The sequence below is a fragment of the Nocardia sp. CA-151230 genome (assembly GCF_050942175.1).
Taxonomy (GTDB): Bacteria; Actinomycetota; Actinomycetes; order Mycobacteriales; family Mycobacteriaceae; genus Nocardia.
In genome coordinates this window covers 8,736,273-8,748,104 of the sequence record NZ_CP192061.1, presented here as the reverse complement: position 1 = coordinate 8,748,104, position 11,832 = coordinate 8,736,273, and the positions used below count along the sequence as shown (strand labels likewise).

Annotated in this window: 8 protein-coding genes and 1 pseudogene; 8 read left to right on the top strand and 1 reads right to left on the bottom strand. The window is 68.6% G+C overall.

Going from position 1 to position 11,832, the window contains the following annotated elements:
* Positions 1-66 precede the first annotated feature (66 nt).
* The 7 genes from ACQP1O_RS40970 (at position 67) to ACQP1O_RS40940 (ending at position 9,613) form a co-directional block, all read left to right on the top strand.
* A complete protein-coding gene (locus ACQP1O_RS40970) occupies positions 67-1,230 on the top strand; it encodes an acyl-CoA dehydrogenase family protein (protein WP_433563622.1) in 1,164 nt (387 codons plus the stop codon).
* Positions 1,227-2,831, top strand: coding sequence for an acyl-CoA carboxylase subunit beta (locus tag ACQP1O_RS40965; RefSeq protein WP_433563621.1), 1,605 nt, complete (start codon positions 1,227-1,229; stop codon positions 2,829-2,831). The genes ACQP1O_RS40970 and ACQP1O_RS40965 overlap by 4 nt, the downstream gene beginning before the upstream one ends.
* Before the next feature lie 8 nt (positions 2,832-2,839).
* On the top strand, positions 2,840-4,951 hold the full coding sequence (locus ACQP1O_RS40960; protein ID WP_433563620.1) for an acetyl/propionyl/methylcrotonyl-CoA carboxylase subunit alpha: 2,112 nt from the start codon (positions 2,840-2,842) through the stop codon (positions 4,949-4,951).
* A 3-nt stretch (positions 4,952-4,954) separates the two neighbouring features.
* Complete coding sequence (locus tag ACQP1O_RS40955) at positions 4,955-6,118, top strand: acyl-CoA dehydrogenase family protein (protein WP_433563619.1); 1,164 nt, start codon at positions 4,955-4,957, stop codon at positions 6,116-6,118.
* A gap of 86 nt (positions 6,119-6,204) precedes the next feature.
* Complete coding sequence (locus ACQP1O_RS40950) at positions 6,205-6,999, top strand: enoyl-CoA hydratase family protein (protein ID WP_433563618.1); 795 nt, start codon at positions 6,205-6,207, stop codon at positions 6,997-6,999.
* A 6-nt stretch (positions 7,000-7,005) separates the two neighbouring features.
* A complete protein-coding gene (locus ACQP1O_RS40945) occupies positions 7,006-7,620 on the top strand; it encodes a TetR/AcrR family transcriptional regulator (RefSeq protein WP_433563617.1) in 615 nt (204 codons plus the stop codon).
* 70 nt (positions 7,621-7,690) lie between these two features.
* The gene (locus tag ACQP1O_RS40940) at positions 7,691-9,613 is read left to right on the top strand and encodes a peptidase (protein ID WP_433563616.1); all 1,923 of its coding nucleotides are present in this window, start codon (positions 7,691-7,693) and stop codon (positions 9,611-9,613) included.
* 9 nt (positions 9,614-9,622) lie between these two features.
* Here ACQP1O_RS40940 and ACQP1O_RS40935 read toward each other — a convergent pair.
* Positions 9,623-10,735 (bottom strand): annotated as a pseudogene (locus ACQP1O_RS40935) (GTP-binding protein); the annotation flags it as partial.
* Between the two features lie 186 nt (positions 10,736-10,921).
* Here ACQP1O_RS40935 and thiD point away from each other — a divergent pair.
* The gene (gene thiD, locus ACQP1O_RS40930) at positions 10,922-11,773 is read left to right on the top strand and encodes a bifunctional hydroxymethylpyrimidine kinase/phosphomethylpyrimidine kinase (protein WP_433563615.1); all 852 of its coding nucleotides are present in this window, start codon (positions 10,922-10,924) and stop codon (positions 11,771-11,773) included.
* Positions 11,774-11,832: the final 59 nt, after the last annotated feature.

Sequence of the window (11,832 nt, the reverse complement as noted above, 5' to 3'; positions counted from 1 at the left end):
GCGGCCGTGGAGCGGCCGCGGCGGTGACAGGCGAGGGTTCGGCCTCGCGGAAGGGAACGAGGCGGCATGAGCGCCGGATATGCAGACCCGTGGCAGACGCCCGAACGCCGCGAATTGCGCGCCACCGTGCGCGGTTTCGCGGAGCGGGAGGTGCTGCCATATCTGGACGAGTGGGAGCGCAACGGCGAGATCCCGCGTGAGCTGCACAAGAAGGCGGGTGCGCTGGGGCTGCTGGGCATCCAGTTCCCGGAATCCGCCGGCGGTTCCGGCGGAGACGGCATCGACGCCGCGATCGTGGCCGAGGAGCTGCATTACGCGGGTTGTTCGGGTGGTCTGTTCGCCTCCCTGTTCACCTGCGGTATCGCGGTGCCCCACCTCATCGCCTCGGGCAATGCCGAGCACATCGAGCGCTGGGTACGGCCGACGCTGGCGGGCGAGAAGATCGGGTCGCTGGCCATCACGGAGCCGGGCGGCGGTTCGGATGTCGGGCATCTGCGGACCACGGCGGTCCGGGACGGCGACGACTTCATCGTGAACGGCTCCAAGACCTTCATCACCTCCGGTGTGCGCGCCGATTTCGTGTTGACCGCGGTGCGTACGGGCGGTCCGGGCGCGGCGGGCGTGTCGCTGCTGGTGGTGGAGAAGGGCACGCCCGGGTTCACCGTCAGCCGGAAGCTGGAGAAGATGGGCTGGCTGTGCTCGGACACCGCCGAACTGTCGTATGTCGATGTGCGAGTTCCGGTCTCGAACCTGGTGGGCCCGGAGAACAGCGGATTCGCCCAGATCGCACAGGCTTTCGTGAGCGAGCGGGTGGGGCTGGCCGTGCAGGGGTACGGGCACGCCCAGCGCTGCCTGGACCTGACGCTGCGGTGGTGCCGGGACCGGGAGACCTTCGGCCGCCCGCTGATCAGCCGCCAGGCCGTGCAGAACACGCTGTCGGAGATGGCACGCCGCATCGATGTCGCGCGCGTGTATACCCACAGTGTGGCCGAGCGCGCCGCCCGCGGTGAGACCGATCTGATCGCCGAGGTGTGCTTCGCCAAGAACACCGCCGTGGAGACCGCGGAATGGGTTGCCCACCAGGCGGTGCAGCTCTTCGGCGGCCTCGGCTACATGCGTGAGTCCGAAGTCGAGCGCCACTACCGCGATGTCCGCATCCTCGGCATCGGCGGCGGCACCAACGAGATCCTGACCAGCCTCGCGGCCAAGCGATTGGGGTTCCAGTCTTGAGTATTCTGCGCACGTCCGTAGACCCGAATTCGGCGGACTATCAGGCCGCCGCCGAGGCCATGACGGCCAAACTGGCCGAGGTGGAGGCCGAGTACGCCAAGAACATCGCGGGCGGTGGCCCGGACAAGATGGCCCGGCACCGCAAACGCGGCAAGCTGACCGCGCGTGAGCGCATCGAACTGCTCATCGACGAGGATTCGCCGTTCCTGGAGCTGGCCCCGCTCGCGGCCTGGGGCAGCGACTTCCATGTGGGCGCCAGCGTGATCGCGGGCATCGGCATTGTCGAGGGCGTCGAGTGCATGATCGTGGCGCCGGATCCGACCGTGCGCGGCGGTACGTCGAATCCGTGGACGCTGCGCAAGAACCTGCGCATGAACGACATCGCGCTGGAGAACCGGCTGCCGGTGATCGGCCTGGTCGAGTCCGGCGGCGCGGATCTGCCGACGCAGAAAGAGGTCTTCGTCCCCGGCGGCCGCATGTTCCGGGACCTGACCCGGCTGTCGGCGGCCGGAATCCCCACCATCGCACTGGTTTTCGGAAACTCCACCGCCGGCGGCGCGTACGTCCCGGGCATGTCCGACTACACGGTCATGATCAAGGAGCGCTCCAAGGTGTTCCTGGGCGGCCCGCCGCTGGTGAAGATGGCCACGGGTGAGGAGTCCGACGACGAGTCGCTGGGCGGCGCCGAAATGCACGCCCGCATTTCGGGTCTGGCCGACTACCTGGCCGTGGACGAGCAGGACGCGATCCGCCTGGGCCGGTCCATCGTGAAGCGCCTGAACTGGCAGAAGCAGGGTCCGGCGGCCCGCCCGGTCGATCAGATCATCGAACCGCTGTACGACCAGGAAGAACTGCTCGGCATCGTGCCGGGTGACCTCAAGATCCCGTTCGACCCGCGCGAGGTCATCGCTCGCGTGGTGGACGGCTCCGATTTCGACGAGTTCAAGCCGCTCTACGGTTCCAGCCTGGTCACCGGCTGGGCGGAGCTGCACGGCTACCCGGTCGGCATTCTCGCCAATGCGCGCGGCGTGCTGTTCTCCGAGGAAGCGCAGAAGGCCACTCAGTTCATCCAGCTGGCGAACCAGTCGAACACGCCACTGCTGTTCCTGCACAACACCACCGGTTACATGGTCGGCAAGGAGTACGAGCAGAAGGGCATCATCAAGCACGGCGCGATGATGATCAACGCGGTGTCGAATTCGAAGGTGCCGCACATCTCGCTGCTGATGGGTGCTTCCTATGGCGCGGGCCACTACGGCATGTGCGGGCGCGCCTATGACCCGCGCTTCGTATTCGCCTGGCCGAGTGCGAAATCCGCCGTCATGGGCGGTGCGCAGCTGGCGGGCGTCATCTCCATCGTGGGCCGGGCCGCCAACGAGGCGCGCGGTATTCCGTTCAACGAGGAGCAGGACGCCGGATTGCGCGCCATGATCGAGGCGCAGATCGAGGCCGAATCGCTGCCCATGTTCATGTCGGGCCGTCTCTACGACGACGGCGTCATCGACCCGCGTGACACCCGCACGGTCTTGGGAATGGCGTTGTCCGCCATCCACAATTCCCCGATCAAGGGCGCCGAGGGCTTCGGCGTCTTCCGGATGTGAGGCCAAAAATGACAGTATCGCGAAGCGATTCCCACTGGGGTGGCGGCGGGGCGACGCGTGGGCTCACCAATGTTCTGGTCGCCAACCGTGGCGAGATCGCACGACGGGTGTTCGCCACCTGCCGTCGCATGGGTATCGCGACCACTGCCGTCTATTCGGATGCCGATGCGAATGCCCCGCACGTGGCCGAGGCCGATGCGGCAATCCGCCTGCCGGGCAACACCCCCGGCGAGACCTACCTACGCTCCGAGCTGATCATCGAGGCCGCCCTGGCCGCCGGTGCCGACGCCATCCACCCCGGCTACGGATTCCTTTCCGAGAACGCCGAATTCGCCAAGGCCGTGCAGGCCGCCGGCCTCATCTGGATCGGCCCGCCGGTCGCGGCCATCGAGCAGATGGGCTCCAAGGTCGAGTCCAAGAAGATGATGGACGCCGCTGGTGTCCCGGTGCTGAAGCAGCTGGATCCGGCCGAGGTCACCGCCGACATGCTGCCGGTGCTGATCAAGGCGTCCGCCGGTGGTGGCGGTCGCGGCATGCGCGTGGTGCGCGAACTGTCCGAGCTGACCGGTCAGATCGAGGCCGCGCAGCGGGAAGCCCAGTCCGCCTTCGGTGATCCGACCGTCTTCTGTGAGCGCTACCTGGAGACCGGCCGCCACATCGAGGTGCAGGTCATGGCCGACACCCACGGCACCGTGTGGGCGGTCGGCGAGCGCGAGTGCTCGATCCAGCGCCGCCATCAGAAGGTCGTCGAGGAAGCGCCGTCACCGCTGGTCGAGAAGATCGACGCCATGCGCGCGTCAGGCTCGGAGGCGGTAGCGCAGCGCAACCACGGAGAGCCCGCGCGCATGGCCGATGGGCAGAGCATGCGGGCGCGGCTGTTCGAGGCGGCGCGGCTGGCGTCGGAGGCCATCGGGTACGAGGGCGCGGGCACCGTCGAGTTCCTGGCCGACGAGAAGGGCGACTTCTTCTTCCTGGAGATGAATACCCGTCTGCAGGTGGAGCATCCGGTCACCGAGCAGGTCACCGGCCTCGACCTGGTGCGCCTGCAGCTGCAGGTGGCCGCCGGTCGCGCGCTGCCCGCGCGGCAGCCGGAGATGCGCGGCCACTCCATCGAAGTGCGCCTGTACGCCGAGGATCCGGCCCACGACTGGCAGCCGCAGTCCGGCCCGGTCCACAAGCTCGACATCCCCGGCACCCTGGGCGAATTCACCGTGCTGACCGAGCCGGGGGTGCGCCTGGACACCGGCGTGGTGGACGGCTCGGCGGTGGGCGTGCACTACGACCCCATGCTGTCGAAGGTCATCTCCTTCGCCGAGACCCGGGACGAGGCGGCGCATCTGCTGGCGAGCGCGTTGCAGCGGGCCAAGATTCACGGCCTGGTCACCAACCGCGACCTGCTGGTGCGGGTGCTGCGGCATCCGGCATTCCTGGCAGGCGACACCGACACGGCGTTCTTCGCCACCCACGATCTCGAGAAGCTCTCGGCGCCACTGGTTTCCGAGGCCGACGAGCAGCTGTCCATGGTGGCCGCCGCGCTCGCCGATGCCGCCGCCAACCGGCGGGTGGCCCGGGTCGGCAGCGGCCTGCCCAGCGGCTGGCGCAATCTGCCGTCGCAGCCGCAGTCCAAGTCCTACGAGTCGCGCCTGACCGGCAAGCACGAGGTGCGCTACCGCCTGACCCGCGCGGGTGTCGAGGTCGAGGGCCACGACGGGCTCGAATTGCTGGAGGCCACACCGGATCTCGTGGTGCTCCAGGTTCCGGGGGAGCGCGGCCCGGTGCGCCGTCGCTTCGAGATCGCCCGCTACGGCGATCTGGTCGCGGTGGATTCCCCGCTCGGCCCGGTGGCCGTGCGCCGTCTGCCGCGCTTCGAGGACCCGGCCGACCAGGTGGCCGAGGGCTCGCTGCTGGCCCCGATGCCGGGCGCGGTCATCCGCCTGGGCGCGGCGGTCGGCGACCGGCTCGAGAAGGGCCAGCCCATCCTGTGGCTGGAGGCGATGAAGATGGAGCACACCATTGCCGCACCCACCGCCGGCGTGCTCACCGAATTGAACGTTTCCGCCGGCCAGCAGGTCGAGGTCGGCGCGGTTCTCGCCGTGGTCCACAGCGAAGATCAGGAGTAGGCAATGAGTTTCATCGAGACCGACGAGCAGAAGGCGCTGCGGGCCGCGGTGGCCAAGCTGGCCGCCAAGTACAACTTCCGCGACTATGCCGGCCCCAAGGCCCGTCGCAACGAGCCCTTCGACGAGCTGTGGGAGGAGGCCGGAAAGCTCGGCTTCCTGGGCGTGAACCTGCCCGAGGAGTACGGCGGCGGTGGCGCGGGCATCTACGAACTCGCGCTGGTCCAAGAGGAATTGGCGGCGCAGGGCTGCGGTCTGCTGCTCATGGTGGTCTCGCCCGCCATCTGCGGCACCATCATCACCAAGTACGGCACCGAGGCGCAGAAGCAGCATTGGCTGACCAAGCTGGCCGACGGCTCGTCGAAGATGGTGTTCGGCATCACCGAGCCGGACGCCGGTTCCAACTCGCACAAGATCACCACCACCGCCCGCCGCGACGGCGAGGACTGGATCCTCAACGGCCGCAAGATCTTCATCTCCGGCGTGGACCAGGCCGAGGCGGTGCTCATCGTGGCCCGCTCCGAGAACGCCAAGACCGGCAACCTGCAGCCCGCCCTGTTCATCGTCCCCACCGACACCCCCGGCTTCGTGAAGACGAAGCAGGAGATGGACATCCTGGAGCCGGACAACCAGTTCACTCTGTTCCTCGACGATGTGCGGCTGCCCGCCACCGCCCTGGTCGGCCAGGAGGACGCCGCCATCGCGCAGCTGTTCGCGGGCCTGAACCCGGAGCGCATCATGGGCGCGGCCATGGCGGTCGGCATGGGCCGCTACGCCATCGACCGGGCCGTGGCCTACGCCAAGGAGCGCGCGGTGTGGAAGGGCGCGCCGATCGGCTCGCACCAGGGCATCTCGCACCCGCTGGCGCAGGTGAAGATCGAGCTGGAACTGGCCAAGGTCATGATGCAGAAGGCCGCGTTCCTCTACGACTCCGGTGACGACTTCGGCGCGGCCGAGGCCGCCAATATGGCGAAATACGCTGCGGCCGAGGCCAGCATCAAGGCTCTCGACCAGGCCATCCAGACCCACGGCGGTTCCGGCCTGACCTCGGATGTGGGCCTGGCGGGCATGCTGGCCGCCGCACGCATCGCCCGGGTGGCCCCGGTCAGCCGCGAGATGATCCTCAATTTCGTGGCCCAGCACTCGCTGGGCCTGCCCCGGTCCTACTGACCGGGGCGACGAGTGGCGGCGGTGTGCGCGGCCACCGCCACTCGTTCCTCCCGCACCCGAAAGCCACACAGCAGCAGGAGTATTCGATGACCGACACAGCCGGTGCCGCCGCGGACGCGCCGTTCGTGCGCTACGAGGTGCGCGACGGATTCGCGGTACTGACCCTGGACTCCCCGCACAATCGCAACGCCCTGTCCTCCCGGCTGGTCACCGAACTGCTGGCGGGCCTGGAGCGGGCGACCGGGGATGACGCGGTGCGCGGGGTGGTGCTCACCCACACCGGCAACACCTTCTGCGCGGGCGCGGATCTCAAGGAGGCGGTGGACGCCGACCCGGCGGCGGCCGCCGACATCCGCACCCGCTGGATGATCTCGGTGCTGCGTGACATCCTCGCCATGCCCAAGCCCGTGGTGGCCAGGGTGGACGGCAATGTGCGGGCGGGCGGCATGGGCATCATCGCCGCCTGCGACCTCGTGGTCGCCGGGCGGAGCAGCAGCTTCGCGCTGACCGAGGTGCGGATCGGGCTGGCCCCGTTCATGATCTCGCTGACCCTGCTGCCGCGCATGACCGGTCGCTCGGCGGCCCGCTACTTCCAGACCGGCGAGACCTTCGACGCGGCCGAGGCCGAACGCATCGGCCTCGTCACCGTCGCCGCCGACGACCCGGCGGCCGAGACCGCGCGCCTGCTCGGTGAGCTCCGCAAGGGCTCACCGCAGGGCCTGGCCGAAGCCAAGCAGCTCGTCAACGCGGACCTGCTCACGGCCTTCGACCGCGCGGCCGAGGACCTGGCCAAACGCTCCGCGAGCTTCTTCGGCACCCCCGAGGTGATCGAGGGCATCACGGCCTTCATGCAGCGCCGCCCGCCCAGCTGGGCAGAATAGGCAACCATGGCGACACCCCACGAACCCAAGCAGGACCGCAGCCGGGCCACCCGGCAGCGGCTGCTGGAGGCGACCATCGACTGCCTGGCCCAGACGGGCTGGGCGGCCGCCACGGTCGCCGTGGTGGCCGAACGGGCCGGGGTGTCGCGCGGTGCGGCCCAGCATCACTTCCCCACCCGTGAGGATCTGATCACCGCCGCACTGGAGTACATGTTCGACACCCGGATGGACCAGGCCAAGGCCGACGCCCTCGCGATCGCCGACGTCGCCGAGGGCGTCGCGCGCACCGAGGCGGTGGTGGCCCGCCTGGTCGAGTCCTACACCAGCCCGCTGTTCAAGGCGGCGCTGCAGGTGTGGACCCACGCGGCCGCCGACCCGGCCCTGCGTGAACGAATCGTCCCCATGGAAGCCCGGTTCGGCCGCATCTCGCATCGGATGGCGGTCGAGGCGCTGGGTGTGGACGACTCGGACCCGGTCGCGCACCACCTCGTACAGGCCACCCTCGACCTGGCCCGCGGCCTGGGGCTCGCCGATGTCCTCACCGACGACTCCCTGCGCCGCAAGGAAATCGTGCAGCAGTGGGCCGCCACCCTCCACACCGCCCTGGCCGCCCGGCACTGACCATCCGGCCGGTGGCGCGAAATTCGGTGTGATCCGGATGATTTCGCCCGCCGAACCGTAGCCTTCCAGTGTGTTGCCCACTCTCCGCGCCGTGCTTGCGATTGCCGCTCTGGCTACCGCTCTCGTCGAACCCGGTGTCGCTGCGGCCGACCCGGCGCAGACTCGCTATTCGCTGGTGGACGGCTGTTATGAGATCGCCACGCCTGCCGGGCCGTTGCGCCCGGAAGACGGTCCGTACCGGATGCAGGCCACGGCGCTCGGTGAGTACCTGCTGTACGGAAGACAGCGGACCGTGCTCGACGCTGCTGGGGGTTCGATCCATCCGGTGGATGTGCCGTCGCCCACTTCGGTGTGGCGCGTAGACGGTTCCGGCGCAGCGGGATTCACGATCACCGATGCCGCCACCGCGACGAGTGAGCCCGCCACGTTCACGCCGGCCTCCGGGTGCGCGGACTACCCCGAGGCCGAAGTCGGTGCCAGCGGTACTCCCGGACCCGGCGTCGACGCGGACGGTTCGATCGTGGGCACGATCGACGCGCATGTGCACGTCACCGCATACGAATTCCTCGGTGGCGACTTCCACTGCGGCCGGCCTTGGCACCCCTATGGGGTGACCTTCGCGCTACCGGATTGCGCGCCCTACCGGACCGGGACGAACGGCCTGATCGCGAACTTCCTCGACTACGGGACGCCTGCGCACGCCTCCGACACCCGTGGCTGGCCCGACTTCCACGATTGGCCCGGACCGTCCAAGCTCTCCACCGAGGGCGCCTACTGGACCGGCATCGAGCGGGCCTGGCTGGCCGGACTGCGTGTGATGACCATCGATCTGGTCGACAACGAGTCACTGTGCGACCTGATGATCGACCGTCGAAACCCTTGTGACGATATGACTTCCGTCCGCACCCAGGCCGCCGACCTGTACGCGCTCCAGGACTACATCGACGCTCGTGCCGGTGGCCCGGGTCGCGGCTTCTTCCGGATCGTCACCGACCCTGCCGAGGCGCGCCGGGTCGCCGCCTCCGGCAAGCTGGCCGTGGTCATCGGTATGGAGTTGTCCGACCCCATGGGCTGCGGCGTCTTCCTCGGCCAACCCAAATGTGACGAGGCCGGTGTCGACCGCTGGCTGACCGAACTGCGGGCGATCGGCGTCAGCAGCTTCTTTCCTGTGCACAAGTTCGACGATGCCTTCGGCGGCACCAAGATGGACAGCGGCACCACCGGCCTGCTGTCGAACATCGGCAACTTCATCCAGACCGGCACATTCTGGAATGTGCAGCCCTGCTCCGGCCCCGACCACGACAAACCCCAACTCCCCGTCCCGATCGCAGGTGACGTCAATCAGTTCCTCGGCGCCCTCACCGGTCCCGCGCTCGGCGGCGCCCCGCTGCCGTTCTACCCGGCGAGCGCCCAATGCAATGCCCGGGGCCTCACCGACCTCGGCAGATACCTGATCAACAAGATGATCGACCAGGGTTTCCTCCTCGAGATCGACCACATGGACGAGGAAACCGCCGACCAAGCCCTCGCCATCATCGAACAACGCCACTACCCGGGCGTCCTGTCCTCCCACGGCTGGGACTCCACGCGCACCACCGAACGCATCATGGCCGCAGGCGGTTTCGTCACCCCGTATGCGGGCAGCCCCACCGCCTTCGTCGCAAACTGGCGCCAGGCCCGCGAAATGCCCCGCCCATCACCATTCTTCGGCTTCGGCTACGGCTCCGACATGAACGGTCTGGGCCCCCAGGGCGGCCCCCTCGGCGGCAACACCGTCCACTACCCGTTCACCTCCCACGACGGCCAGGTCACCTTCGATAAAGAACGCTGGGGCACAAGAACTTTCGATATCGACACCAACGGCGTCGCCACCTACGGCGCCTACGCCGACTGGCTCGAAGCCATCCACACCCTCGGCGGCCCTGAGCTCATGACCGACATGTTCCACGGCGCCGAGTCCTATGTCCGTCTCTGGGAACGCGTACGGCTCTGAACCCGGCCCCCACGAGGGGAAGGGGTCGGGGTAGGTGAGCCATTCCTGTTGGCCCGCAGCGAGTTCGGCGTCGGTGAGGAGGGCCGAGGTCAGGAGGTCGTGGACGTGGGGGCGGTCGAGTCCGATCCCGATGAAGACGATTTCCTGGCCGGGCTGCATGTCGAGGGCGTCCCAGTAGGCGCCGGCTTCGAAGGTCAGGTTCGGGCCGGCCTGGGACCAGATGGCGGCCAGATGGGGGCGGCTCGCCAGCCAGAAGAAGCCTTTGCTGCGGAGCAGTCTCCGTAGTTGGGCGAGGGCGGCGTCGAGGCGTTCGGGGTGGAAGGGACGGTCGGCGGTGAAGGTGAGACTGCTGATGCCGTACTCCTCGGTTTCGGGGGTGTGGCCGCCCGCCAATTCCTCGTCCCAGCCCTCGAATTGGGCGGCGAGGTCGGGGTTGTAGCGGCCGGTGTCGAGGACTTCCGTGAGATCGACGACGCCGTGTGCGGCGCGCAGGATCCGCGCGCCCGGGTTCAACCGCCGGATCGTGGCCTCCACGGTTCCGAGGGCATTCGCGCTCACCAGGTCGGTCTTGTTGAGCACCAGCACGTTCGCGAACTCGACCTGATCGATCAGCAGGTCGGCAATGGTGCGCGCATCCCCTTCTCCCGCTTGCAGATTCCGCTCGGCCAGGGCCTGCCCCGTCACTACTTCGGCGAGGAAGGTGGAGCAGTCCACGACCGTCACCATGGTGTCCAGACGCGCGAGTTCACCGAGCTGAAAGCCGTCCTCGAACTCCCACTCGAAGGTGGCCGCCACCGGCATCGGCTCGGAGATCCCGGTGGATTCGATGACCAGCTGGTCGAAGCGCCCCTCCCGGGCCAGTTTTCCCACCGATTCGATGAGGTCCTCGCGCAAAGTGCAGCAGATGCATCCGTTGGTGAGCTCGACCAGTTTCTCCTCGGTGCGGTCCAGGTGCCCCTGCCCCGCGACCAGCGCCGCGTCGATGTTCACCTCGCTCATGTCATTGACGATGACCGCCACCCGGCGGCCCTCCCGGTTGGCCAGGATGTGGTTGAGCAGGGTCGTCTTGCCCGCACCGAGGAACCCGGACAGCACGGTCACAGGCAGCTGAGTCGAAGTCATCCATTAATGATAATGGTTTTCAATAGAAGCGATCGATCGCCCCCAAGGTTCGCGGCCCGTCTCGTTCTGGACTGAGCGGAGCCGGGGGAGCGAAGCGGAGGAGGCGGAGGAGGCGGAGGGAGGGAAGAACGAGACCTCCAGGGCCGCGAACCCGCCCGGAGCGAAGCGGAGGGCAAAATAGGCGCCGTGCAACTCCTACCGCTTGCTCCGAACGGCACCACCCCGGTCCGCGCCCTCACCATCGCGGGCACCGATTCCGGCGGCGGCGCGGGCATCCAGGCCGACTCCCGCACCATGGCCCTGTGCGGTGTACACGCGTGCGTGGCGGTCGCCGCGGTGACCGTGCAGAACACCCTCGGCGTCAGCGGTTTCCACGAGATCCCGCCGCAGATCGTGGCCGACCAGGTGCGAACCGTGGTCGGCGACATCGGAATCGGCGCGGCCAAGACCGGCATGCTGGCCTCCACCGCCATCATCGAGGCCGTGGCGGGGGTCTGCCGCGAGGTCGGCATCGGACGCCAGGGCAGCATCCCGCTGGTGGTCGATCCGGTCGCCGCCTCCATGCACGGCGACGCACTGCTGCACGCCGAGGCCCTGGACGCGGTGCGCCACACCCTGATCCCGCTGGCCACCGTGGTCACCCCGAACCTCGACGAGGTCCGCCTGATCACCGGCATCGACGTGGTCGACGACGCTTCCGCCCGCAAGGCCGCCGAGGCGCTCATCGCGCTGGGCCCGCAGTGGGCCATCGTCAAGGGCGGCCACCTGCGCACCTCCGAGCAGTCCACCGACCTGCTCTTCGACGGCGACACCTTTCACGAGCTCCCCGCCCAGCGCCTGTCCACCGGCAACGATCACGGCGGCGGCGACACCCTGGCCGCGTCCATCTGCTGCGCGCTGGCCCACGGCTACTCGGTCCCCGACGCCGTCGCCTTCGCCAAGGAATGGACCTTCCGCTGCCTGGAAGCGTCGTACGACCTGGGCAAAGGACACGGGCCGGTTTCCCCGCTGTGGCGGCTGCATCTCGGACCGAGCTAGCGCGATCACGTCGGGGTCCGGGCGATCTCGATCCGGGGTCGCGCATCACACGAAATCGA